Below are 25,458 nucleotides of genomic sequence, written 5' to 3' on the forward strand. Positions count from 1 at the left end.
GTTTTCAGAAAAGCGAGATCAGCAGTGCGACCGGGAAGCTCATCGGCCAGGTCGAACCGACAAGAAACGCGCTCAGAAGACGAATGCGCTTGCGATCTTTGGAGAGGAACCAGGTGATTAACGCGCAGATTGACGCCATGATTGCGTAGAAAACCAACATCTTTTGATACAACGTCATTCTGTTTACCTGAGCCGAAAAAATAACCGCACGCAATATGCGTCATACGTTGACACAGATCAAGTTTTTTCGTTACATCATAACCCCTTTAATAATAAGGGTAATAACAACTGAGTACACCTCGTAACAACCCCGGAGCACAAGGGATCCTCTTTATTAGTAACATGTATTATAAATGCACATTATGATAAATTTGCCTTCACGAAAAGCAGTCTAATGGAGACAGGCTTTTATGGGAGGAAACATGCTACGCATTCCGCAAAGTTGTATTCATACCCGCTCCACCCCTTTCTGGAACAAAGAGACGGCTCCCGCCGGGATTTTCATCCGTCATCTTGATAAGGGCACGCGTCCGGGCGTTTACCCTCGCCTGTCCGTTTCACAGGGTGCAGTACGTTACTTAGGCTATGCTGATGAAGTCACGCCTGAGCCTGACAGTGAACTGATCATCGAAGCGGGCCATTTCGGCGTTTTTCCGCCGGAGAGATGGCACCACATTGAAGTGATAACCGACGACACGCTGTTTAACATCGACTTTTTTGTCGAGCCTGACGTACTGAAGTCGCTTTAAGCGCCTGACATCAAGAAGGAAAACTCTATGCTACGTATTCCTGAGAATTTTGTTCATACCCGCTCCACGCCGTTCTGGACGAAAGAGACGGCACCGAAAGCCCTCTTTACTCATCACAACACCAAAGCTGGCGTTTATGGCCGTTTATCCGTGATGCAGGGTGCAGTGCGTTACTTCGGTTTTGCCGACGGCGACGCCACCGAGCCGGATCTGGAGCTGGTCATTGAAGCGGGATCGTTTGGTATCTCCCCACCGCAGAAATGGCACCGCATTGAGCTGTTGACCGACGATACCTATTTTAATATCGACTTTTTCGCCGATCCTGACATCACGCTCAGCGGTGCAGGTATTGGAAAAGTGGTTAACACGCATAAGGAGTAAATCATGGGCAAGGCAACCTATACCGTTACGGTCACGAATAACAGCAACGGTGTATCGGTCGATTATGAAACGGAAGCCCCTATGGAGCTGCTGATACCGGATGTCGCCGCCGACGTGGTAAAAGATCTGGTGAATACCGTGCGTGCTTACGATACCGAGAATGAGCACGAGGTGTGCGGCTGGTAAATAACGTGATCATCAGTGGCGGTGTCGTATCTGACGATGAGCGACATACTGCCATCCGACAGTCGTTTAGCGACTGTCGGGGGTCATTCTCCATCAACTCAATGCCCATTAGTCAATCTGCCTGCCTGTTGGATTGATGTCCCCCTTTAGTTCCCCCCTTTCAGCAAAACTCTCTTTTTATAACCCTGTTCTTTGTTGTCTTCCTCCCATGTATAGCGCACCCGGAACAGTAAAAGCAGCCTGATGTTGCCCTTCCATCTGCGATACAGAGCGCTACGCTTTGTGGTTTTTAGATTATTTATTTTTGGCGAACAGGCGTGTTGTGAGAGGTCTGAATCGGCTACCGGGTTACCAGAGGGCTTCGCTCGAAAAAAGCCATTTCAGCAAAATGGCCAGTCGGGTGCCCGGCAGCAGTATTCAGGCACCCGACTGGCTGAACACAGGCAACCTGTTTACCTTCACCACCTTACCCGGGAATGACGGGTCTTTTCCCCGACACACGGCCTGTTGGTGATCCCGATCACATTTAAACGTGTTCCCTGTAGGCATTTGCTGGAACAAATAGTTAAATAATACTCATTATCATTTCGATGTATCGTGAGGAAGTGGCTGGCATGCATTGTCACCCTGTATCTGGTGCATGCCTGAAGATTATCCCCCGCCTCCTTCAAATGTCGCTGCCTGCATTATTGTCAGTGTCCATCTTCACCCGGATCGCGATGAAGGACGGCATCCTGATGTATTCAGATAATCGTTAAGCACTGCGTAGGATCACGGGTCCTATAAACCCCACAGGTCATTTTGCGGTTGTATGCATTTTTTTGTTTGTAATGGCTTTTCTATGGTGATGTATAAAATAAGGAGATACAGAAATGAAAGAACTGACCACTAATCAAATCAATACGGTAGCCGGTGCAGGCGGTGACGTCGGTCGGGAAATTGCCCAGGGCCTTGGTGCAGGCGCAGGCACATATGTCGGCGGCACACCAGGTGCGATTGTCGGGGGGATCGCCGCAGGGCAGACGTATGACTGGGCGTCAACGCATACTCCCGATCCGTCTCTGTCGCCGTCAGGACTGGGGGGAACGCTGGGAGGTACCCCATTTAATCCGCACGATCCTGATACTGTCACGAATGCCGCTGGCGCAGCGGACTTTGCAAAATGTTTCCTTTCTGGCGGTAAAGATTGTTCCTGAAAGTTAATAACCTGCCCGTACAGGAAACTGTGACGGGCAATTTCAGGCTGGGCTACGGCACAGCCGCTGTCCCAATAATGATTCTTCTATCAGCTGACTTCAGCGTCGTTTCCCTGTGCGCAACAATAATCCGTGTAATATTCAGTCGTTTAATTGCCTGATTAACTGCGATTTCACTGTCGGTATCCAGTGCGCTGGTGGCCTCATCCATGAATAATATTCCGGGACGGCGATAAAGCGCCCGGGCGATAAACAGCCGCTGTTTTTGCCCACCTGACAGCCCTTCCCCCAGTTCACCGATAAGCGTTTCGTACCCCATGGGCATGGCCATGATCACGTCATGAATATAACTGACTCTGGCGCATTCCATCATCCAGTCATCATCGGTGGTTTCAGCGAAGCCACAGATGTTTTCACGCACCGAGCCTGAGAAAAGACGGTCATCCTGCATCACGCAGGCAATCATTTTATGATAATTATTGATGCCCAATTGTCGGATATCGGTTCCGTCCATTAATACCTGACCGGAGTTGGGCTCAAACAGTCCGCAAAGCACCTTCAGCAGTGTCGTTTTTCCCGATCCGGAGGGGCCCGTGATGGCCACGCTTTCTCCGGGCCTGATGCAGAGACTGAGGTCGACGAAAACAGGAGGAGACTGGCTGTCATATCGGTAGCTAAGGCCCCGGGTCTCCAGCCCCGCTGGCTCCATCGCGGCTTTCAGTCCTGAGTCCGGCTTAATCTCTTCCCGCTCATTGAGGGCAATATCCGAAATCCTTTCGTTATGCAGACTCATCATGCGCAGCTGAAGCAAATAGTTTGTCAGCGAACCCACCCGCGCTGAAAACTGGCTGCGGAAAACCCCGAACGCGACAAACATGCCGATGGTCATCTGGTTATCAATCACGAGACTGGTGCCCAGCCACAGGATCACAACCTGGTCACAGGCAGTTACAAAGGTGTTTATCCCACCAAATAACATGTCCATCCTGGTGAGCCTGATGCCGGTATTGATGGCATCAATCTTAAGATTGAGCCAGTGACGGCTTCGACGCTGTCCCATTCCTTGCATTTTAATGGTCGCGATGCCGTACAGGGTCTCCATAAAATAGGAACTGGCCCTGGCCCCCCTGACCAATGCATCTTCGGATAACTGGCGGTAATGGCTGTAGGTAAGTAAACGGATCATCACATATAATGCGGTAAAGCTCAGTACCACGGCAGTCAGCCATCCTCCATAAAGTACGAGCATGACCAGCACACAGACAACCATAATACTGTCCATGATGGCCCCCACCACGCTGGTCGTAAATGTCGTACGCAGCGTATCCAGCGAACCGAAGCGGGACTGAATATCACCCAGTTTTCGTCGTTCAAAATATGCCAGTGGCAGTTGGAGCAGATGGCGGAAAAGCCCTGACTGCCATTGCACGTTTATCAGCGTTTCCATAACGATTGTTGACCAGGCTCGTATCATACTGACCGTGGCCCGTAACAGGATGAAAAACATCAGGCCTGCGCAGATGAGCGTAAGCAACCCCTGATCGCCTGCGGGAATGGCGTGATCCATCACCAGTTGGGTGCCCACAGGCATCATCAGGGTGATTGTTTCAATGAAAAGTGAAAAGCAGAAGATTTTGGTCAGCGCGCCGCGTATGCCATGAACACCGCGTAGTAACGCCCGCATGCTGATCCGGTTCTGGACGGTCTCCTGAACAAAAGTACTGCCGGGCCATACCTCCAGCGCAACACCGGTGAAGCACTGAGACATTTCATTGGGATCTGCTATTCTCCGGCCCCGGGCCGGATCATGGAGCACGAACCCCTTCTTACTGATGCTTACCAGCACCACGAAGTGATTAAAATTCCAGTGAAGAATACAGGGTAGCCTGAGGTCGCTGAGTTCATAGAGATCAAGTGATAAAGCCCGCGTCTCCATTCCAAGTTGAGTTCCCGTCTCCATGACGCCCGCAAGCGTGGCTCCCCGGGCAGACAGGTTAAACTGCCGACGCAGGGCAATGAGGTCAACGTTTCGGCCATAATGGCCACAAACCATCGCCAGACAGGCCAGTCCACATTCTGACGATTCCGTCTGATGCACGACTGGCACGCGTTTGCGAAGTTTGAGATCAAGTTTATTCCCCAGGTCAGCCAGGACGCGTTTAGTTGTCATTCACTGGCCCTGTAACGCTGTGCTTCATGTCGTAGAAAGGTGACAGCATCCACTGATAAATCCGTCGTTTCTCGAGAAATAATGTGCTCTGTGCCTTCATACCGTTTTCCAGCGGCAGATCTCTACCCATGTAAGCGATTGACTGACGTTCCGGCCTGACGACCACTTTATAGTAAGGAATTGATCCTCCCGCAGTGTTCCGAGGCGCTCCCGCATAGGTCTGCATTTCCTGGGAAGACGCTGGTGTTCGGGAAACCAGCATCACTTTCGCCGCAAACTGTCCGAATTTTTCCGCCGGGAAAGCTTCGTAGCGCACATTCACGCTGTCACCCACAGAAATATAGGGCAGAGCATCATTCGGTACCCACAAAACCAGGTCATGGCTTTTTACGTTCTGCGGAACGATTTGCAGAAGGCTGTCTCCTGCACTGACCATCTGTCCCGGCGTAACACTAAGCGAATCAATTTTTCCGTCCGACAATGCACGAACTATGACATCGCCTCCGGCATCCGTAGTGACACGTTCTTTCTGTAACTCGTAACGCTGCAGTTCCATCTGGTAAATGCGGTTATCAAATTCAGCTGCCTGCGTTTGGATCTGACTGTCCAGACTGGTTATCTGCAGGATGTTCTGCGCATTCTGTGTGCTCAGATTCAACAGGCTATTCTGTTGTTGATAATACAGTGCCACCTGGCTGGTTAACTGATCTTTAGTTATAAGTCCCTGTTTCTGATACTGGCGGTAGTTCTCCATATTTTGCTTCATCATGTTTATCCCTTCTTCCGCCCGACGGACAATAGCGGCAGAACGCCTGAAAGCCTCGCTGTACTGCAACTTCTGTTTTTCAAGCGTCCGTAGCGTTGTTTCCTTACTTTTCCTGATGCCAGCGATCATATTCCCGATACGGGCCAACTGGTTATCAATATCCTGACGTTGCGTATCACTGACCACCCCGCTGCGGGTACTTTTACTGACATCAATCTGATAGACAGCTTCCCCTTTCCTTATGCTGTCCCCCTCTTTGATGAATTGTTTGACGACAAAGCCCTGCATACCAGAATAGACATTTACCGGCCTCGGCCAGGTGCTTATTTCCCCCAGAACGTTAATACGTCGGGTGTAAGAACCTGAAATGATGAAGGTCATGAGACAGGTCAGGAAAAACGCCGACATTGCCATGACCAGCCAGACGGGAACACCCGGTAGTAAAACCGCATTTCCGTACCACGTCTTTTTCCTGCTTTCCAGAGCTTCCTTTCGAAACATATCTCCTTCCCGGATCAAAATTGAGATAAAAAGTGGTGCATACGCCGGCAAACATAAAGCGTCATAGCCGAAAACGCCCATAACTGCTCACGCTATCAGACGTTCCCCAGATAAGCGCTGACAAAGGGCACACCGATCACGGTCATGTTCATCAACATATGAAGAAGAACGGGCATCAGTATTCCACCGGATTTGACTCGTCCTACGACAAATACACCAGAGACCAGAAACAGCATCACAAACGATTGCCAGTCCAGGTACTGCAGATGACACGCAGAAAATATAAGAGAGACCAAAATTCCGGCAGCGTAAATATTATTTCCGAACCAGTATCTGAACACGCTTAAAAGACAACCACGGAAAATCATTTCTTCATAAACCGGCACAATCAGGATCATCATTACAGCATTCATCCAGAATACGTGACCTTTCAGTGCCAATTGGGACACAGACCAGCTTTCAGCCTGTTCTGTAAAAATAAGCGAAGGTATAACATACTGAATAAACAGGACACACAAAAAGAGCGGGAAGAATATACCGGTCCGGAAATTCCCCCAGCCGTAACCTTCTCTTTTACAAAAGTAGAAGTAATAAAGAGGAAAGATAATCATGAATTCCAGACTAAAGAGCAAGGGATAAAGATATCCCTTGTCTAACAGCACCTTACTACCGTCATAAAACAGGGGTAAGAACGTGATACCCATAAAAAGAAGGAACATCGCAAAGCAACCGGTAACAGATTTGCTCCTTTCAATAGTTTCACTGTTGTATCCGTCAACATTCATATTTTGGACCAGTAAAAGTGTAAATTATGCTCATAAACCGCACTGACTGTACACATCAGGATGACCCTGATGATTCTGCTCACATGCTTCTTAAGGAAGCAGAGAGGATTGGGGTCCTGTGAACTGTTCAGGCGGCTTAACCGGCCTTTTGGCACAGTTACAGATCATACGGACATCATAGGGATCAGTAACAAACATCATTGAGGTTATTAGGACTCCATATGCACTCTCGTCCTGCCGCGGCGTTCCATGCTTCGGAGGGCAAATTCGCAGGTTTCTGTCTGATTGTTCCACCCAGCCCAGAAGGTGACATCGCCGGATCGGGTGTATGGGCGGCAGCCCAGTCATACACCTGTCCCGCAGCTATTCCACCAGCAATGGCCCCCGGTGTGCCGCCGACATACGTACCTGCACCAGCACCGAGTCCCTGCGCAATTTCGCGGCCGATATCGCCTCCCGCTCCAGACACGGTATTGATTTGACTATTTGTAAGTATTTTCATCTTTGTAGTTCCTTATTTTATTTAACACCGAATAATATCCATTACTCAAAAAAAAGATGCATACAACGGCAAATACCGAAACCAGTGCTCTCGAAACTGATATTATAGGTTCGTCATTGACAAATATGTTATATAGAGAAATAAAAGAATAGAAAATGACGATATTAATAATGCCAGAAATAATCGCATCTGCAATATCACAGTTCCTTTGCTTATTTCTAAAAACCATGACCACTCCTTGTCTCTAACGGACAGCACTAGCAAAGAAATATTCAGCTTGAATAAGTAAAAGAACAACAAACCATGCTTGTTGTACTCATTAAACAGCACAGGATCACCTTATGAAAAATAGTTCATCGTCATTTTTATTTACCTGTATTGTCGCAACCTTTGCAAATGCTAATGAGTCTTATTTAACAACTAATGCTGCCATAATCATACTAACAACACCCCTAAATGTGATCATGATCACATTAATTAGCGTATTCCGATAACAATTGTCGCGTAATCTCCGGACTACTATTCTGCCCCCTCAGACAGTCAATAGTAGATTTCACGCCAATACGGATTAGAGAGTGAAAATATTGATTACCTCATTCTATAACGGATGTGACTGTGATTGATCCGGGCAATTATAACAACGATCTGCGCGCCCTACGGGCAGTCGTGCGCCTGCCCGCTTTAGGTCATCCTCACATCACCGTCAGCCCGGTAACTCCATCTGGATCAATTATCACATTTAGACAGGTAACAATTTGATTTCCGTTCAGCAGAGTATTGCCAGTATGCATTGACTCAAGGCATATACGCGTACCAACTAATACTCTGCATAATAATACGGACAGTGATGTGCTACAGATCCGTCAGGCATCCACCGCCTGCAGTAAACGCGCCTTCATCGTGCTATAAGTCGTCCGTGCATAGTTTTCTGCCCACGACTGATCGGTAATCTGACTAACGTTGACCGCGCAATATTTGGTTTCCGGCGTTTTGGATATCGGGTCAAGGTTGTCCTGCGTCAGCTCATTGCACGCACCTATCCACCACTGGTAAGTCATATATACCGCCCCTGCATTAATGCGCTCACTCACATCTGCACGGCTTATCACTTTTCCCCTGCGCGAGCTGACCCACACCAGCTGCTTGTCTTTGATACCCCGCTCGTTTGCATCTTCCGGATGGATTTGTACAAAACCAGGTTCATCAGCAAGGCTTTGCAATGCCGCACAGTTACCCGTCATGGAACGACATGAGTAGTGGCCAACTTCACGGACCGTACAAAGCACCAGCGAGTATTCTTCGTCCGGGAGTTCCGCTGGCGCACGCCAAGGAGCGGCAAATAGCTGGCCCTTCCCCGTTGGGGTATCGAATCTGTTGTCTTTATAAAGATAGGGTGTACCCGGATGTTCGGGTGTTGGACATGGCCACTGCACATGACCCATTTCACCCATTTTTTCGTATGTAACACCAAAGAAGAGAGGACAAAGTTCGCGCATTTCGTCCCAGATTTGCTGGTTATTGTCGTAATGCATCGGGTATCCCATCGCTGTGGCAATTAAGCTGATAATTTCCCAGTCGCGTTTGACATTGTAAGGGGTATCAATTGCTTTCTCGAAACGCTGGAAACCACGGTCGGCACAGGTAAATACGCCGCCATGTTCACCCCATGAAGTGGCGGGTAAAATAACATCTGCCACTTCAGCTGTCTTGGTCATGAAAATGTCCTGAACGACAACAAAATCAAGTGCTTCAAAACCTTTACGTACCAGACCAAGATCAGCTTCGGTCTGTAACGGGTCTTCACCCATGATGTAGTAGGCTTTAATCTTACCTTCAAGAGCCTGATGCGGAACTTCGGTGATACGTACGCCGGCTTTGTCGTCCATGTCATCGACGTTTATGCCCCAGGCTTTGGCAAACTTAGTCCGGACCTGCTTATTTTCCACATCCTGATAACCCGGAAACTGGTTGGGCAGCACGCCCATATCGCACGCACCCTGTACGTTATTTTGTCCCCGAACCGGGCCAACCCCTACACCTTCACGCCCCAGATTCCCCGTCAGCAACGCAAGGCTTGCGAGCCCTTTAACCACATCAACCGCCTGACCAAACTGCGTCACGCCCATCCCCCACATGATGGTAGCCGACGGTGCGGCAGCGTAAGTACGCATTGCCTGACGAACTGACTCGGCCGGAACACCGGTGAGGTGTTCAACGTCCTCCGGTTTATAGCCTTGAACCCCTTCACGGTAAATATCCAGGCCTTCGGTGTATTTCTCAACGTATGCTTGATCGTAAAGATGTTCCTCAAGCAGCACATAACCAAAAGCATTTACCAGTGCCATATTGCAGCCATTTTTCAGTTGCAGATGCTGATCGGCTATACGGGCGGTTTCAATGCGACGCGGATCGCAAACGATGATTCGGGCACCGTTTTGTTTCGCTTTAATTACACGGCGCGCTACTATTGGATGTGAATCGGCACAGTTATAGCCAAACACCAGCAGACATTTTGAATTTTCAATATCGCCGATTGAATTACTCATTGCACCGTTGCCCAGTGTCATCTGCAGACCTGCAACTGATGGTCCGTGGCAAACACGTGCGCAGCAGTCAATATTATTGGTATTCAGGACCGCTCGTGCGAACTTCTGCATTACATAATTAGTTTCATTACCTGTTCCACGTGATGATCCCGTGGACATAATTGCGCGTGGGCCATACTGTTCTTTGATGGATTTAAGTCGATTAGCTGTATAGTTGATGGCTTCATCCCAGCTTACGGGCTTAAGTTTACCGTTCTTCTCATAACGAATCATCGGCTGCGTCAGTCGTGGTGTGAGTAGCCTGGTATCGTTGAGAAAATCCCAGCCGTAATAACCTTTCAGGCAAAGTTCATTCTGATTTGTCACGCCATCGGCCGCTTCGGCACGGATAATTTTGTTATTCTCAACAATCAGCTTAAGTTTGCAGCCTGCGCCGCAATAAGGGCAGACGGTAGTAACTTTTTTCATCAGTAACAGACCTGTTAAAAGTGAATTTTTGACATGATAAAATTATGCGGTTTCGTTACTTGAAAAGCAGCGTAACCTCGGGTTTCATCATCAACTCTGGGGACAATATTCCCCCCTTTTCACAGTCATGCATGAAATATGCCAATTATATAACATCTATAATTCAGTAATTTAAACGTTGCGCTGACACGTAATGACGATGATTTCGGCATATTTGTCGATAATCCATTCAAAGGTGTCAGAGACAATGTTCCTGCAGTGGCGAACGGTGTTTTCCAGTACGCAGTGGCCGCATCCGATGAATAGAACCAGCCCGCGTAATGATCGCCAGATAACTGCGCGCATCCACCGCGACGCCATCCCAGGGGCAGGATGACATCGAGGCGGGCGCAAAACGCATCAACCCGTTGAGGGTGGCGCGGCGAGGCTTTCGGCGCGGTGGAGTCGAAGCGCATTTCGGAACAGGTGATGGCCGGGATAACAATATGCTGATTGCATCAGAATGTGTAATTCATGCTTACCGAGACGCTACGCGGTTCGCCATAGACGGCAGAGTCATCGAGGTAGGAGTAGTATTCACGGTCGAACAGGTTGCGGACGTTTGCCTGTACCGCCAGATGTTTAGTCAGCTGATACTGTGCGAACAAATCGACGAGCGGATAGCTGCCCTGGTAGAGGCGCTGCGTTTCGCCGTCCGGACCAGTGACATCTTTGTACACCTGATTCTGCCAGTTAACCCCGCCGCCTACGGTCAGTTCCGGAAGCACCGGAACGCGGTAGCGGCTGAACAGCTTCAGCTGCGTCTGCGGCGCGAAGCTGTTAAAGCGGCCATCTGAATCACGGGCAACGTAACGGGTCGCACTGAAGGTAAGCTGCAGGTTGTCGGTAACGGCACCGTTCACTTCAAATTCCGCCCCTTTGCTCACTGCGCCTTTGGTTGCACGATAAGCCTGTTCGCTGGATCCATTAACAAATTCTCCGCTTATGGCCTCTCCTGCGTTCTCTTGTTCGATGCGGAATACGGCAACGTTGGTGGTCAGTCGACCGTCCATCCAGTCGGCCTTCAGGCCCGTTTCATAGTTTTTGCCGGTGACGGGGGAAAGCCATGCGCCATCTTTCGTGCGTTTGGTTTGCGGGGCAAAAATTGAGGTATAGCTGGCGTAAGCGGAAAGGCTGTCGTTGATGTCATATACCAGCCCGCCGTAAGGCGTAGTGTTGTATTTACGCATATCGCCGCTGCTGCCGTCTGAGCTGTATTGGGTATAACGTGCGCCAACAATCAGCGACAATGGATCCGCCAGCGACAGGCGTGTCGCCGTATACACCGATTTTTGCCGCACGATATCATCCGCATTTTGATACCAGTCGCCCCACTCCGGCTCGGCCACGCTGCCGTCCCAGCTGTTGTTGAAGATGCCAATCCGATCGCTGTCCATCGGCCCGTCTTTGCTGAAGGTGGCATTGTGCTGCCGGCTATAGCTGGCTCCGGCCATCAGCTGATGTTGACGCCCGAGTAGTTCAAAAGGTCCGCTGGCGTAGGTATCAAAGGAGTCCAGGGTACGTTTGCCGCGATCTTTACTTCCCCAACCTGTTGCGCCCTCACCGGTGGTGGCGTCCGGATTACCCATCACGTAGAGCAGAGTGTCGTTGAACGTTTGCTCGCCGTGGGTTCCACTGAAACGAATCGACCAGCCGTTATCCCAGCTGTGAGTGAGGTTAGCAAAAACTTTACGTGATTCAACGTTGTATCCCGTCCAGTCCGCCGAGGTATTCACGTTGCGATCGTAATGGGTGCGGCTGCCGTTACTGTACAGGCTGGGTAATCCGCCCCAGGTCGGGTTGGCGGTATTTGTTTGCTGATAATCCCAGCCCAGCGAGGCCGTTGTATGTTTCGTTACATCGCCTTCAATTACGCCATAGAGAAATTTCTTGCGCTTACCATATCTGTCAAGCCAGCTGTCCTGATCCTGATAACCTGCCACGACGCGCCCGCGCAGGCTGCCGTCGGAATTGAGCGGCGCGGAGATGTCGCCCACATAACGCTGTTTGTTCCAGCTTCCGTAGCTTGCGCTGACGTTGCCCCTGAAGGTTTTACTGTCGGCACGTTTACGCACCATGTTCACCGTTGCTCCCGGATCGCCAGCGCCGGTCATCAGGCCGTTCGCGCCGCGCACAATCTCGATACGATCATAAATGGCGGTATCTTCCTGCGCATCGCCAAAGTTCCACGCGTCGCCCATCGATGTGGGGATCTCATCGTAGGCGAAATTGGTGATTTCAAAGCCGCGAGAAAAGTAGCTGGAACGCTCGCTATCAACCTGCTGCGACGAAACGCCGGTGGCATTGGTTAATACCTGGTCAATGGTTTGCAGATCCTGATCCTGCATACGCTGGCGCGTCACGACGCTTACTGACTGGGGAACGTCGCGCGGCGTCAGCAGCATTTTGGTGCCTGAGCGCGTGGTTTTTACCGCATAATCCTGCTGCGAATCGGCGCTCCCGCTCCCGTCGCCGTAGACAACCATTTCTTGTTCTTGTGTATTCTCATCCGCCTGTGCCGGGTGCATGACGGCGGACATCGCCAGCGCAAGCAGTGAAAGTGAGAATGGCGTATGAATTAATCCTGCGGGCGCTTTCGCGCGATTAGCCCTGCCGTTAAGCATCATCATGTTACCTGTCAGTTGTTGTCGTTTTTGCAAGTTATCTATCTAAATAAGAATGGAAATGATAATTATTTGCTTTATTATGCACAGGTTATTTTGTAAGTGAAATGTAAATAAATGTATATTTATAAAAAATCAGCGCCTTTCTCGTCTGACAGGAACAAAAAATGAACAAATTGCAATGGCTAAACGGAAAGACATGGGGCGTCAGCGTCCTTACCGCGGCGTTAACCCTGAGCGCAACCGCGTCAGCAACTTCCCCTGATTCGCCTGCATTCAAGCAGCGCGAACTCGCTGATGGATTGTATGAGATGGTTTATTCTCCAACGGCAAACGCGTTATACGTCGCGAGCGCGCAGGGCTTTAAAAACGTCAACGGTGGAGTGCTCTATAAACTGGATCCCACAACGCTTGCCACGCAAAGTGAAACCCACACCGACCTGAAAAACTTCGGCATGGCGGCGGACGATAATGGCAAGGTCTACTACACCACCAACACCCTTGATGGCGGTGTATCGAAAGTGGACGTGCAAAGCGGCAAGGTGCTGCAGCGCCTGATGTTTGAAGGCAAAGATAAGGATGGCGACCCGGTTGGCGCACGTGAGATCCTCTTCCACAAGGGACAACTGTTTATCGGCGGCGTTGCCGACCCTGGTTTTATCTCCGTGGTTGATGCCAGCACCATGACGCTAAAAGCCCGAATTGAGAATGCCGGAAAATGGGTGACGGGGATTATCTATTCGCCGTTGAAAGATCGCCTTTATGCCGCCAATGGCGGCGGTGAAATTCTGGTGATTAACCCGGGCACGTATAAAATCGAACAGCGCTGGACGCCGGGAGATAAAAAAGGGTATTTGTTTCTCAACATGGCAGAAGATCCGACCACCGGCCGCCTGTTCGTGACCGATGATTCAAAAGCCAAAACCACGTTGGTATTTGATGAGCGCAGCGGGAAAGTTATCAAGCGTCTTGAAGGCGATGCGCTGGGGATTAAGTTCAACGCTACGCGCAACGAAATTTACATCAGCCAGCGCGAGTCAAAGAAGGTGCTGCAGCTTGACGCTGGCAGCTATGCCGTGAAAAACAGCTGGACGTTCACCAGCCATCCTAACAGCCTCCTGGTGACACCAGACGGTAAAACGTTATACGTAACAGTGAAGCAGGACTTCAATGACGACAACACTACGAAAGGCCCAGATAGTGTGGTTCGTATTTCATTAAATTAAATAAATACAGCCATCCTGTGAGGGATGGCTAATTTATCAAAGTGGTCGTTGTAGCTGTATCTAAACAGCAATCCGCAAGACCGAAAAAGATGCGCCGCTCAAATGCTATTTCACATCAGCGCGGCGCTGAATTTAGTCGTGTTTTATCATGACATGCCGGACAACCGTATAATCCTCCAGCCCGTATACCGACATATCTTTCCCGTAGCCTGAGAGCTTCATCCCGCCGTGCGGCATTTCGCTTACCAGCATAAAGTGGGTATTGACCCAGGTGCAGCCGTACTGCAGCCTCGCGCTCAGCCGATGGGCGCGGCCCACATCTTTTGTCCAGACGGACGATGCCAGACCGTATTGCGAAGCGTTGGCCCAGGCCAGGACCTGCGCCTCGTCGTCAAATTCGGTGACGCTCACCACCGGCCCAAAGACTTCGCGCTGCACTATAGCGTCCTCCTGCTTTGCCCCGGCCAGCAGAGTCGGTTCAAAGTAATAGCCTGCCCCGTCACGTTTACTGCCCCCGGTGACGACGCTGATATGACTGAGCGCTTTAGCTTCATCAACGGCCTTGCAGACGCGGGCCAGGTGCGCGTCAGAGCTGAGCGGGCCAAGCTCTGTGGATTCATCCTCGGGCGCGCCCATCTTCAGGCTGGCAACGGCTTTGCCCAGTTTCTCCACCAGCGCGGGATAAATTCCCTTCTGGGCGTAGATCCGGCACGCCGCCGTACAGTCCTGCCCGGCATTGTAGAAGCCAAAGGTGCGAACGCCTTCCACCACCGCATCCAGATCTGCATCGTCAAACACAATAACCGGCGCTTTCCCACCCAGCTCCATGTGCGTGCGCTTAATGGAGGAGGCCGTACGGCTGATGATGTGCTCCCCGGTTGCAATTGATCCGGTAAGCGAGACCATACGTATTTTTTCGTGTCCGGTGAGCGGGTCGCCAACGGTTTTACCCCGGCCAAACAGCACGTTGAGCACCCCGGCCGGGAAGATATCTTTCGCCAGCTCGGCCAGCTTCAATGCCGTCAGCGGCGTGATTTCCGAGGGCTTGATCACCACGCAGTTCCCTGCGGCCAGCGCCGGGGCCAGCTTCCAGGCCGCCATCATCAGCGGGTAGTTCCAGGGGGCAATCGAGGCCACGACGCCCACCGGATCGCGGCGGATCATGGAGGTGTGCCCTTCAAGATACTCTCCGGCTGCCAGACCGTTCAGACAGCGCGCCGCACCGGCAAAGAAGCGGAACACATCCACCACCGCCGGGATCTCATCCCCGCGCGCGCAGTGCAGCGGCTTCCCGCAGTTAAGCGATTCGAGACGCGCAAACTCATCCGCATTCGCCTCAATGGCATCCGCCAGCTTAAGCAAACACTCGGCACGGGTCTTTGGCGTGGTTTGTGCCCAAGTGTCGAAAGCCTCATCGGCTGCCTGAACGGCTGCATCGACCTGAGCAGCAGACGCCTCGGCGATCTCAAGCAGTACCGCCCCCGTGGCGGGGTTATACACCGGCTGCTTTTCCCCTTCGCCGTTAACCAGTTCACCCTTTATCAGCAGTTGATTTTGCATAGCATTGTCCTGTTGAAATCGACGTTATTTTCCGCCACCGGCGACAGTCTCGCCGTCGCGGGTGAGCCACCAGGCTCCCAGAATGGGTAGAGTCGTCACCAGCATCACCAGCAGCGCAACCACGTTGGTGACCGGCACATCGCGCGGACGTCCAAGCTGGTTGAGCAACCACAGCGGCAACGTGCGCTCATGCCCCGCGGTGAATGTTGTGACGATAATTTCATCAAACGACAGGGCAAAGGCCAGCATCCCCCCCGCCAGCAACGCAGACCCTAAATTGGGGAGCACCACGTAGCGGAAGGTTTGCCAGCCGTCGGCCCCTAAATCCATCGAGGCTTCGACCAGGCTCCAGGAGGTACGGCGGAACCGGGCGATCACGTTGTTAAATACCACCACCACGCAGAAGGTGGCGTGTCCGACAACGATCGTGAAAAATCCGGGTTCAAGGTTGATGGTTTTGAACGCCGTCAGCAGCGCCAGGCCGGTGATGATCCCCGGCAGGGCAATGGGTAGCAGCAGCAACAGCGAGATGGCGTTTTTGCCAAAAAATGTGCTGCGCCACAGCGCCGCGGCCGCCAGCGTGCCCAGCACCAGCGCAATAGCCGTCGACATGGCGGCGATTTGAAGTGACAACGTCACGGAATCAATGATATCTCCGCGCGAGGCAGCTACGCTAAACCACTTCAGCGTCAACCCGCGCGGCGGGAAACTGAAGGCCGCGTCTTCGGTATTAAACGCATAGATGGCGATGATCAGCAGCGGGAAGTGGAGAAAGATCACCCCACCCCACGCGGCAATTTTCAGAAACAGCGGTGCGCGCTCAGAGTGCATCGAACGCTCCCAGGCGTTTCACAAACGCCAGATAGAGAGAAATCAGCACAATCGGTACCAGCGTAAATGCCGCCGCCATCGGCATATTGCCGATCGCCCCCTGCTGGGAATAGACCATATTGCCAATGAAGTATCCCGGCGGCCCAACCAGCTGCGGCACGATAAAATCACCGAGCGTCAGCGAAAAGGTAAATATCGACCCGGCCGCAATACCGGGTACAGCTAGCGGAAATACGACGTAGCGGAACGTCTGACGCGGACGCGCGCCCAAATCGGCAGAGGCCTGCAGCAATGACGCAGGTAAACGCTCCAGCGCAGCCTGCACCGGCAAAATCATAAACGGCAGCCAGATGTAGACGAACACCAGAAAACGCCCCAGCCCGGAAGTCGACAGCGTATTGCCGCCAAGCGCCGGGAGAGTGAGTATCGACATCAACACCGGCTCCAGCCCCATATGCCCAAGAAACCACTGCGCGACGCCATCTTTCGCCAGCAGCAGCGTCCACGCGTAGGCTTTGACGATATAGCTGGCCCACATCGGCAGCATCACCGCAATATAGAAAAACGCTTTCCATTTGCCGCGGGTATAGCGCGCCATGTACCAGGCCATCGGGAAGGCCAGGATCGCGCTGGCAAGGGTAACGGCGATAGCCATCGCCAGCGTTCGCAGGATGATGTCGTAGTTTGCCGGGTTGAACAGCGCCTGAATGTTCGCAAGCGTCAGGTCCGGCGTGACCGACATCGTGAAGTCATCGAAGGTATAGAACCCCTGCCACAGCAGCGTAAGCAGCGAGCCTAAATAGATAATGCCGAACCACATCAGCGGGGCAAGGAGCAGCAGGAACAGCCCTAATGCGGGTTTGCGCCAGAACAGCGCGGTGATACGGCGCAGGGTGCCGTGCGGCCCGGGCGCAGGTGAAACGCGCATCTCCATTTCACCGCTCCTCATTCAGCCGCACCATGGCCTCGCGCGACCAGGATGCCAGCACCTTCTGGCCGGGTTCAACGCCCGACGGTAAGATCCCACCGCCGAGGTTCGCCTGGCTGACCAGCAGCTTTGCGCCATCTGCCAGCGCAAGCTCCACGCGGGTTGCCGCCCCCTGATACTGGACCGCCTGTACCACGCCCTGAACCTGAACTTCTCCGCCTTGATTAAGGCGAATATGTTCCGGGCGCAGCGAGTACATGCCCTCCATACCACAGACGCTACGGGCGATGCCCGCATCGAACACATTTGAGGTGCCGACGAAACCGGCGACAAACGGCGTGCGCGGGCGCATATAGAGCGCATGCGGGGTATCTACCTGCTCGATCCGCCCATTGTTAAACACCGCCACGCGGTCGGACATCGACAGGGCTTCACCCTGATCGTGCGTGACAAAAATGAAGGTGATACCGAGTTCCTGCTGCAGTTTTTTCAGCTCAAACTGCATCTGCTCACGCAGCTTCAGATCCAGCGCCCCGAGCGGCTCATCCAGCAGTAATACCCGAGGCTCGTTGACCAGCGCGCGCGCAATCGCCACGCGCTGACGCTGGCCGCCCGAGAGTTGCGACGGTCTGCGGGCAAGGGCAAAACCTAAACCGACCTTTTCCAGCGCCTCGCTCGCCCGCGCGTGTCGTGTTTTTTTGTCGATGCCCTTCACCATCAGGCCGTAGGCCACGTTATCGAGGATCGACATATGCGGGAACAGCGCGTAGTCCTGGAACACCGTGTTCACATCACGCTCCCACGGCGGAAGTTCGCTGGCCTCTTTGCCGAAGAGAGTGATTTTGCCGCCGCTGAGCTGCTCAAACCCGGCAATCAGGCGCAGGCAGGTGGTTTTGCCGGAGCCAGACGGCCCCAGCATTGAGAAAAACTCTCCGTCATGAATGCCAATGGTGACCCCATCCACCGCCCGTACGTCACCGTACAGGCGGTAAACGTCAGTGAACTCTACCGCGTACGTCATGTTCTGCTCCCGGCAATTAACGCCCGCCCATGATGGCGATGTAATCCTGCGTCCAGCGGCTGTACGGCACAAACTTGCCCCCCTGCGCCACCGGGGTTTTCCAGAACATGATTTTGTCGAAGTTGTTATAACCGTTGGTTTCGCAGCCTTTCTCGCCCAACAGCGTACTGGCCTTACAGCCTTCCGCCACAACCGGCAGCGAACCGAACCATGCCGCCAGATCGCCCTGCACTTTTGGCGTTAACGACCAGTTCATCCATTTGTACGCGCACATCGGGTGTTTCGCCTGGGCGTGGAGCATGGTGGTATCCGCCCAACCGGTGACGCCCTCTTTCGGGAATACGGTAGCGATTGGCTGGTTTTCCGCTTTCAGGGCATTTGCCTGATATGGCCACGCGCTGGACGCCACCACGCCTTCGTTTTTGAAATCGCTCATCTGTACGGTGGTGTCATGCCAGTAGCGGTGGATCAGCGCATGCTGGTCCCGCAATACGTTAAGCACGGCGGCATACTGGGTTTCCGTGAGCTGATACGGATCGGTGATGCCGAGCGCAGGCTGGGTGGCTTTAACGAACAGCGCCGCGTCGGCAATATAGATTGGGCCATCATAGGCCTGGACCCGGCCCTGATTGGTTTTACCGTCCGGCAGATCCTGTTTTACGAAGACCACGTTCCAGCTGTCCGGCGGCGTGGGAAAGGTTTTGGTGTTGTACATCAGCAGGTTCGGCCCCCACTGATACGGCGTGCCGTAGGCCTTACCGCCAACGTTAAACCATTCGCCTTTCACCATTCGCGGGTCGATTGTTTTCCAGTTCGGGATCAGATCGGGGTTAATCGCCTGAACGCGTTTGCCCATAATCAGGCGCAGCGAGGCATCACCCGAGGCCGTAACCAGATCGTAGCCCCCTTTCGCCATCAGGCTGACCATCTCATCTGACGTGGCCGCCATTTTTACATTAACCGCACACCCGGTCTCTTTTTCGAACTGCGTAACCCAGTCATAGTTTTTATCCGTCTGACCGCGTTCGATATACCCCGGCCAGGCAATGATATCCAGTCGGCCTTCCCCGTCGCCAATGGCTTTAGGTGGCTCGGCGGCTTGCGCTGTCATGATCGTCATGCCAAGCGCGCACAGGCTGCTGCGGGCAAAATTCTTGCTCATTCGATTTACTCCTGTCGCAATGAAATTTAGCGGCAGCCGTGCCGTAAAAATATCTCCTTAACTAAACGTAGACCGCGCAAATGCGCCGCACCGCGCGGCTTAAGGAATTTTCATCAAGGTGTGACCGAGGGCGCATTCCCCGTTAACTGGATTATAGACAAGGGGTTAGCGTTGGGAGATGGTATGCGGATTTCCTATGATACAGCCCGGCGAGTGCGTCACCGGGCAGACCGCAGGAGAGGCGAAAATCAGGCGTCCAGCATGTCGCTAATCAGCGTTCCCAGCTGGATAACGGCCTGCTCTTCCCGCTCGCCCCACGTCCAGGAGGTATTAAAACGGAAGAACGGCGTCCAGACGTCGGAGGTCGAAAACATCTTCCCCGGGGCGATGCTGATATGGTGGGTTAACGCCTTCTCGCTTAGTAAGCCTGCGTCAAGCTGCGCGGGCAGTTCGAGCCACAAAAAATAGCCGCTGTCGCTGTGATGGATTTTGACGCCCGCGGGCATGTGGCGCAACAGCGCCTGCCAGGCCTGCTGTTTGCGCTCGGCGAGCGTGCGTCGAAGGCGGCGCAGGTGAGCGTCGTAGCGCTTGGTCGCCAGGTAGTCCACCAGCGCCAGCTGCATCGGTGAGCTGGTGGATAAGGTACTCATCAGCTGCAGGTGTTGAATGCGGCGCGCATGTTTCCCCGCGGCCACCCAGCCAATGCGAAATCCCGCCACCAGACATTTCGAAAACGAGGAGCAGTGCAGCGTCATATCCTGACGATCCCACGCTTTTGCGGGGAGCGGTTTTTCGCGGCCAAAATAGAGCTCGCTGTAGACATCGTCTTCTATCAGCGTGACGTTGTGCTTCGTCAGCAGGGCCACGAGCTGCGCCTTTTTATCGGCAGTGAGGGTAAATCCCAGCGGGTTCTGGCTGTTGGTCATCAGCCAGCAGGCTTTGACCGGATACTCATTCAGCGCCTGCTCCAGCGCATTGAGATCGATGCCTTCCCGGACGTCTGTTGCGATAGACAACGCCTTGAGCTTCAGGCGTTCCAGCGCCTGCAGCGCGCCGTAGAAACAGGGGTTTTCGACGATCACCCAGTCGCCCGGCTCCGTCACCGCCTGTAAGCTGAGATTGAGCGCTTCGAGTGCGCCAGCGGTAATCACAATCTCGTCCGGCGAGATGTTCATCCCCTGCTGCGCATAGCGGCGGGCAATAGCGTGACGTAAATCCACATTACCGGGCGGCAGGTTTTCAATCACGCTCATCGCCGTGGCGGTTTTGCCGACGTTAGCCAGTGAGCGGTTGAGCTGCTGGAGCGGGAACAGACGGGGGTCGGGAAACGCAGAGGCAAAGGGGACGACGGACGGGTCGCGGCTGGCCTGAAGCACGTCGAAGATGTAGGTGTTAATGTCGACCACTTCGTCGCGCATCACCTGAGCCGGAGGGGCTGGCTGCTGTGCAGTCGGGCGCGAGGCAACGTAGTAGCCCGACTGCGGCCTGGCGACAATGCGCCCCTGGCTTTCCAGCATCTGATACGCGTGACCCACGGTCATAAAACTCATGCCGCTGCTGGCGACCTGCTCTCGCAGAGAAGGCAGCTTATCGCCCGGCAACCATACGCCAAGCTCAATCTGCGAGATGATTTGTTGCGCCAGACGCTGGTATTTTTTCATCAGATTCTCCTTATTGCCGACAGTGTATATCAGCAGGAGAAAAAGAGAAGATTTTGCTAACTGTTATGGTCAGCGAGGTTGATTATTTACGGTACTCAGTCACATGGCTCTGTGCGGCGTGCGCAGCGGCCAGGTGGTCCAGCGTAATCATCGACGATTTGCAAAAAATGCATTTTGCGCCGTACGGGTTTTTGTCAGACACATCAAAAGCTGAGGTGCGGTACTGCGAGCCATGACAGCATGGGCAGCGGAAATGGATATAAGAAATCATAAGATTCTCCTGTAAACGTAAAATACGTAAAGTGCTAATGGGCCTTTCAGGCGATAGAGTGGTCTGAAACAAAAAGCTAATCGGAGTGTAGAAAAAGACCCAAGAGAGGCTGCGGAGAGGCACAACGTGATGAGAACTGCTTTTATAAAACTACGTCAGATATTTATTCGGTTTCCAAACCAGAAGACCATTAACGCACGAGGTTGACGACAAAGCAAGCGGTTTAATGCATTAAATTTATAAAAACGAATCTTTTATTCGTTAAAGCACAGTATATCAGATTCGAAAAATACCTGATTTTCACAAACTGTTATATATAAATTTCACTTTTCTGCGTCTGACAGTGTTCTTCCCCGCCCTATACCATAACAGTACACCGATTGACATTGAGGCTGTGCATGTTTGGTTTAGATGCTTTTCACCTGGCGCGGATACAGTTTGCCTTTACCGTATCCTTTCACATTATATTCCCGGCGATCACCATAGGCCTGGCGAGCTATCTCGCCGTGCTGGAAGGCCTGTGGCTGAAAACAAAAAAACCGGTCTGGCGCGCGTTGTACCATTTCTGGTCGAAGATCTTTGCCGTTAACTTCGGTATGGGCGTGGTCTCCGGGCTGGTAATGGCATACCAGTTTGGCACCAACTGGAGCGGGTTCTCGCAGTTTGCCGGCAGTATTACCGGGCCGCTGCTTACCTATGAAGTGCTGACCGCCTTCTTCCTCGAGGCCGGTTTCCTCGGCGTGATGCTGTTTGGCTGGAATAAAGTCGGGCCCGGGCTGCACTTTTTTGCCACCTGCATGGTGGCTTTAGGGACCATTATTTCTACCTTCTGGATCCTCTCCTCGAACAGCTGGATGCAGACGCCGCAGGGCTATGAGATCGTCAACGGCCAGGTGGTGCCGGTCGACTGGTTTGCCGTGGTCTTTAACCCCTCCTTCCCCTATCGTCTGCTGCATATGTCTATCGCCGCGTTCCTCAGTAGCGCGCTGTTTGTTGGCGCGTCTGCCGCCTGGCATTTGCTGCGCGGCAACGCTACCCCCGCCATTCGCACAATGTTCTCGATGGCGCTGTGGATGACCCTGATTGTCGCGCCCATTCAGGCGCTGGTGGGCGATATGCACGGGCTTAACACCCTTAAGCACCAGCCTGCCAAAATCGCCGCCATCGAAGGACACTGGGAAAATCCGCCGGGTGAGCCAACGCCGCTGCTGCTGTTTGGCTGGCCGGATATGGAGCAGGAGCGCACGCGTTTTGGCCTGGCGATCCCGGCGCTCGGCAGCCTGATCCTGACGCACAGTCTGGATAAACAGGTTCCGGCCCTCAAATCGTTCCCAAAAGAAGACCGACCTAATTCCACCATCGTTTTTTGGTCTTTCCGCATTATGGCCGGTCTAGGGATGTTGATGCTCTTGCTGGGCGTGGCGGCGCTGTGGCTGCGTTACAAAAAGCGGCTGTATACCTCGCGTCCGTTCCTGTGGTTTGCCCTGCTGATGGGGCCATCCGGGCTGGTTGCGATCCTGGCCGGATGGGTCACCACCGAGGTGGGCCGCCAGCCGTGGGTGGTTTACGGGCTTCAGCGCACCAGGGATGCGGTTTCTGCCCATGGCGATCTGCATATGAGCGTGAGTCTGCTGGCCTTCTTCATCGTCTATACCTCGGTGTTTGGCGTGGGTTACAGCTATATGGTGCGGCTGATAAAGAAAGGACCTCAGCCCCATGAATCGTTCGCTACGGAGTCTGACGGACGCCCTTCCCGCCCGCTGTCGGCGGTTACGACTGAATATAAGGAGCAGCCATAATGGGTATCGATCTCTCCCTTATCTGGTTTGTCATCATTGTCTTCGCCACCCTGATGTATATCGTTATGGACGGCTTTGATCTGGGGATAGGCATTCTGTTTCCGGCGATACCGGACGCGGACGATCGCGACGTGATGGTCAATACCGTTGCGCCGGTCTGGGACGGAAATGAAACCTGGCTGGTGCTGGGCGGCGCGGCGCTGTTCGGCGCGTTCCCGCTGGCCTATGCGGTGATTATTGACGCCCTCACCATTCCTCTGACGTTAATGCTGATCGGGCTTATTTTTCGCGGCGTGGCGTTTGAGTTTCGCTTTAAAGCGACGCCGGCCCATCGTCCGTTCTGGGATAAAGCCTTTATCGGCGGGTCGATTCTGGCGACCTTTACGCAGGGCATCACGGTGGGCGCGGTCATTAACGGCTTTGCCGTGACCGGACGCGCCTACAGCGGCGGGCCGTTTGACTGGTTAACCAGTTTTACTCTCTTTTGCGGCGTGGGGCTTGTGGTGGCCTACGCGCTGCTAGGCTCGACCTGGCTGGTGATGAAAAGTGAACATGCCCTGCAGCGCCGCATGCGTCAGCTGTCGAAACGCTTGCTGATAGCGCTCCTGGCGATTATCGCTGCGGTCAGCGTCTGGACGCCGCTGTCCTATCCCGCCATTGCCGCGCGATGGTTCTCTTTGCCGAACCTCTGGTTCCTGCTGCCCGTTCCGGCACTGGTGCTTCTGCTGAGCGTGCTTCAGTGGCGCTGCCTGAACAATGATGACAGCCATAGCCGTCCGTTCATCCTGACGCTTGGGCTGATTTTTCTGGGGTTCAGCGGGCTTGGGATCAGCATCTGGCCGCACATTATCCCACCCTCCATCACCCTCTGGCAGGCTGCCGCCCCCGCGCAAAGTCAGGGCTTTATGCTGGTAGGTGCGCTATTGATCATACCTGTTATCCTTGTTTATACCTTCTGGAGTTATTACGTTTTTCGCGGGAAAGTTCAGCATGGGGAGGGTTATCACTGATGCAACAACCTGTCTGGAAGAGACTGCTGTGGCTGGTCATTATCTGGGGTGGAAGCGTACTGGCGCTGGCGTGCGTCAGCATGTTCTTCCGCATGCTGATGACCGCGGCGGGCTTTAAATCACATTAGTTTTCAGGCCGGGTGCAGCGCATAGCCCGGCCTCTTCTCGCACTTTCAGATAAACCCCATTAACACGTCAGGGCGTATGGTTACACTGTGAAAAGATTCATCGTATTGATAGTTCGAGAAGAAAAATGAAAAAGATCGTTGCAGTAAGTTTACTGAGCCTGGCGCTGGCAGGCTGTGTTAACCCGGGCAAAGCCTCTGTTCAGCCCGACCAGCTTAAGACTCACCGCTTTGTTCTGGAAAATATTGACGGCAAAGCGGTCACCAGCAAGGTAACGCCGCCTGAAATTCGTTTCAGCGCTCAGCCTGACATCAGTCTGATCAACAATATCGCCGTCTCCGGCGTGATGTGTAACAGCTTCAACGGCCAGGGGAAATTATCCGAAGGCGAGCTTAAGGTCAAAAACCTGGCCATGACCCGCAAGCTGTGCACCGAGCCGCAGTTGAACGCGCTGGATCAGACGCTCAGCGATATGCTGCGTAAAGGCGCGCAGGTCGACCTGACGGAAGACCAGTTAACGCTGGCGACAGCGGATAAAACGCTGATGTTTAAGCAGGTTGAATAATCAGTAGTTACCGCATGAACCCACGGCAAGCGACTGCTCGCTGCACCGTTTGCCATTGGGTAGCGCGCACATCCCCATCGCCGTCCCGTCCAGCTGGCGGGCAACGGACAGTGAACCGCCGATCATCGCGCAGTTGGCCTGTCCTGAACTGGACATCGCCGCTTTCATTCCTGGCGTAACGTGCGCCGCCGTCGCCTGCTGAACAGGTTCATTACTGCACGCCGATAACACTAACGCGGCACACCCTACCCAAAATGCTGAACGCATACTCTCTCCCCCCTTAGATTAAGCGAAACCTATGCATAATAGGCATCGTGCGCCGTATCGTCGAGAGCGGATGTGCGTATTTATGCGCCCTGGAAACAATTTCTCGCAATTTTTTCAC

General features: G+C 53.1%; 24 protein-coding genes and 1 pseudogene. 9 read left to right on the forward strand and 16 right to left on the reverse strand.

What is annotated here, in order from left to right:
* Window positions 1-4 precede the first annotated feature (4 nt).
* Window positions 5-178 carry a GhoT/OrtT family toxin gene (locus tag FFS28_RS02505; RefSeq protein WP_003856960.1) on the reverse strand — a complete coding sequence of 58 codons (174 nt, stop codon included), beginning with the start codon at window positions 176-178 and terminating at the stop codon, window positions 5-7.
* A gap of 244 nt (window positions 179-422) precedes the next feature.
* Between FFS28_RS02505 and FFS28_RS02510 the strand changes: the two genes are divergently transcribed.
* The 4 genes from FFS28_RS02510 to FFS28_RS02525 all read left to right on the forward strand — a co-directional run bounded on the left by FFS28_RS02510 (window position 423) and on the right by FFS28_RS02525 (window position 2,512).
* Window positions 423-749 (forward strand): TehB family protein, encoded by a 327-nt coding sequence (locus FFS28_RS02510; protein WP_137848677.1) that lies wholly within the window; start codon window positions 423-425, stop codon window positions 747-749.
* A 27-nt stretch (window positions 750-776) separates the two neighbouring features.
* Window positions 777-1,130, forward strand: coding sequence for a TehB family protein (locus FFS28_RS02515; RefSeq protein ID WP_137848678.1), 354 nt, complete (start codon window positions 777-779; stop codon window positions 1,128-1,130).
* Between the two features lie 3 nt (window positions 1,131-1,133).
* The gene (locus tag FFS28_RS02520; RefSeq protein WP_003856955.1) at window positions 1,134-1,316 is read left to right on the forward strand and encodes a DUF1869 domain-containing protein; all 183 of its coding nucleotides are present in this window, start codon (window positions 1,134-1,136) and stop codon (window positions 1,314-1,316) included.
* An 872-nt stretch (window positions 1,317-2,188) separates the two neighbouring features.
* The gene (locus FFS28_RS02525) at window positions 2,189-2,512 is read left to right on the forward strand and encodes a colicin V family bacteriocin (RefSeq protein ID WP_006175475.1); all 324 of its coding nucleotides are present in this window, start codon (window positions 2,189-2,191) and stop codon (window positions 2,510-2,512) included.
* 52 nt (window positions 2,513-2,564) lie between these two features.
* Here FFS28_RS02525 and FFS28_RS02530 read toward each other — a convergent pair whose 3' ends face one another.
* From FFS28_RS02530 to fhuE, 7 genes and pseudogenes are all read right to left on the reverse strand, one after another.
* Window positions 2,565-4,682 carry a peptidase domain-containing ABC transporter gene (locus FFS28_RS02530; RefSeq protein WP_137848679.1) on the reverse strand — a complete coding sequence of 706 codons (2,118 nt, stop codon included), beginning with the start codon at window positions 4,680-4,682 and terminating at the stop codon, window positions 2,565-2,567.
* A complete protein-coding gene (locus tag FFS28_RS02535; protein ID WP_137848896.1) occupies window positions 4,672-5,949 on the reverse strand; it encodes an HlyD family secretion protein in 1,278 nt (425 codons plus the stop codon). The genes FFS28_RS02530 and FFS28_RS02535 overlap by 11 nt, the downstream gene beginning before the upstream one ends.
* Before the next feature lie 95 nt (window positions 5,950-6,044).
* Entirely contained in the window at window positions 6,045-6,734 is a 690-nt protein-coding gene (locus FFS28_RS02540; RefSeq protein WP_137848680.1) for a CPBP family intramembrane glutamic endopeptidase, read from the reverse strand.
* A 184-nt stretch (window positions 6,735-6,918) separates the two neighbouring features.
* On the reverse strand, window positions 6,919-7,236 hold the full coding sequence (locus FFS28_RS02545) for a colicin V family bacteriocin (RefSeq protein WP_006175480.1): 318 nt from the start codon (window positions 7,234-7,236) through the stop codon (window positions 6,919-6,921).
* An 863-nt stretch (window positions 7,237-8,099) separates the two neighbouring features.
* Window positions 8,100-10,250 carry a formate dehydrogenase subunit alpha gene (gene fdhF, locus FFS28_RS02550; RefSeq protein ID WP_137848681.1) on the reverse strand — a complete coding sequence of 717 codons (2,151 nt, stop codon included), beginning with the start codon at window positions 10,248-10,250 and terminating at the stop codon, window positions 8,100-8,102.
* A gap of 313 nt (window positions 10,251-10,563) precedes the next feature.
* Window positions 10,564-10,741: pseudogene (locus tag FFS28_RS21780) on the reverse strand (PIN domain-containing protein); the annotation flags it as partial.
* Window positions 10,742-10,747: 6 nt separating this feature from the next.
* Window positions 10,748-12,916, reverse strand: coding sequence for a ferric-rhodotorulic acid/ferric-coprogen receptor FhuE (gene fhuE / locus FFS28_RS02565; protein ID WP_137848897.1), 2,169 nt, complete (start codon window positions 12,914-12,916; stop codon window positions 10,748-10,750).
* Between the two features lie 164 nt (window positions 12,917-13,080).
* Here fhuE and FFS28_RS02570 point away from each other — a divergent pair, with 164 nt between their 5' ends.
* Window positions 13,081-14,139 carry a YncE family protein gene (locus FFS28_RS02570; RefSeq protein WP_137848682.1) on the forward strand — a complete coding sequence of 353 codons (1,059 nt, stop codon included), beginning with the start codon at window positions 13,081-13,083 and terminating at the stop codon, window positions 14,137-14,139.
* A 132-nt stretch (window positions 14,140-14,271) separates the two neighbouring features.
* Here FFS28_RS02570 and patD read toward each other — a convergent pair whose 3' ends face one another.
* The 7 genes from patD to ymcF all read right to left on the reverse strand — a co-directional run bounded on the left by patD (window position 14,272) and on the right by ymcF (window position 21,573).
* The gene (patD, locus tag FFS28_RS02575; protein ID WP_137848683.1) at window positions 14,272-15,699 is read right to left on the reverse strand and encodes an aminobutyraldehyde dehydrogenase; all 1,428 of its coding nucleotides are present in this window, start codon (window positions 15,697-15,699) and stop codon (window positions 14,272-14,274) included.
* Window positions 15,700-15,723: 24 nt separating this feature from the next.
* Window positions 15,724-16,530, reverse strand: coding sequence for an ABC transporter permease (locus tag FFS28_RS02580; RefSeq protein WP_058608712.1), 807 nt, complete (start codon window positions 16,528-16,530; stop codon window positions 15,724-15,726).
* Window positions 16,520-17,458, reverse strand: coding sequence for an ABC transporter permease (locus tag FFS28_RS02585; RefSeq protein WP_137848898.1), 939 nt, complete (start codon window positions 17,456-17,458; stop codon window positions 16,520-16,522). Before FFS28_RS02585 ends, FFS28_RS02580 begins: the two co-directional genes overlap by 11 nt.
* Before the next feature lie 7 nt (window positions 17,459-17,465).
* Entirely contained in the window at window positions 17,466-18,479 is a 1,014-nt protein-coding gene (locus tag FFS28_RS02590; RefSeq protein ID WP_137848684.1) for an ABC transporter ATP-binding protein, read from the reverse strand.
* Between the two features lie 16 nt (window positions 18,480-18,495).
* Entirely contained in the window at window positions 18,496-19,641 is a 1,146-nt protein-coding gene (ydcS, locus tag FFS28_RS02595; RefSeq protein WP_137848685.1) for a putative ABC transporter substrate-binding protein YdcS, read from the reverse strand.
* 248 nt (window positions 19,642-19,889) lie between these two features.
* A complete protein-coding gene (locus tag FFS28_RS02600; protein ID WP_006175491.1) occupies window positions 19,890-21,302 on the reverse strand; it encodes an aminotransferase-like domain-containing protein in 1,413 nt (470 codons plus the stop codon).
* Window positions 21,303-21,384: 82 nt separating this feature from the next.
* Window positions 21,385-21,573 (reverse strand): cold shock small protein YmcF, encoded by a 189-nt coding sequence (gene ymcF / locus FFS28_RS02605; protein WP_006175493.1) that lies wholly within the window; start codon window positions 21,571-21,573, stop codon window positions 21,385-21,387.
* Window positions 21,574-21,971: 398 nt separating this feature from the next.
* Here ymcF and FFS28_RS02610 point away from each other — a divergent pair, with 398 nt between their 5' ends.
* From FFS28_RS02610 to hslJ, 4 genes are all read left to right on the forward strand, one after another.
* Window positions 21,972-23,372: a cytochrome ubiquinol oxidase subunit I gene (locus FFS28_RS02610; protein ID WP_137848686.1), complete on the forward strand. Its 1,401-nt coding sequence runs from the start codon at window positions 21,972-21,974 to the stop codon at window positions 23,370-23,372.
* Entirely contained in the window at window positions 23,372-24,382 is a 1,011-nt protein-coding gene (gene cydB, locus FFS28_RS02615) for a cytochrome d ubiquinol oxidase subunit II (RefSeq protein ID WP_137848687.1), read from the forward strand. Before FFS28_RS02610 ends, cydB begins: the two co-directional genes overlap by 1 nt.
* Window positions 24,382-24,510, forward strand: coding sequence for a DUF2474 domain-containing protein (locus FFS28_RS02620; protein ID WP_006175504.1), 129 nt, complete (start codon window positions 24,382-24,384; stop codon window positions 24,508-24,510). Before cydB ends, FFS28_RS02620 begins: the two co-directional genes overlap by 1 nt.
* A gap of 125 nt (window positions 24,511-24,635) precedes the next feature.
* Complete coding sequence (gene hslJ, locus FFS28_RS02625) at window positions 24,636-25,073, forward strand: heat shock protein HslJ (RefSeq protein WP_137848688.1); 438 nt, start codon at window positions 24,636-24,638, stop codon at window positions 25,071-25,073.
* Here the strand turns inward: hslJ and FFS28_RS02630 are convergent, their stop codons facing one another.
* Window positions 25,074-25,340 carry a putative hemolysin gene (locus FFS28_RS02630; RefSeq protein WP_042319882.1) on the reverse strand — a complete coding sequence of 89 codons (267 nt, stop codon included), beginning with the start codon at window positions 25,338-25,340 and terminating at the stop codon, window positions 25,074-25,076. It abuts the gene before it with no gap.
* Window positions 25,341-25,458: the final 118 nt, after the last annotated feature.

This window comes from Enterobacter sp. 2VL (assembly GCF_005503595.1).
GTDB classification, from domain to species: domain Bacteria; phylum Pseudomonadota; class Gammaproteobacteria; order Enterobacterales; family Enterobacteriaceae; genus Enterobacter; species Enterobacter cancerogenus.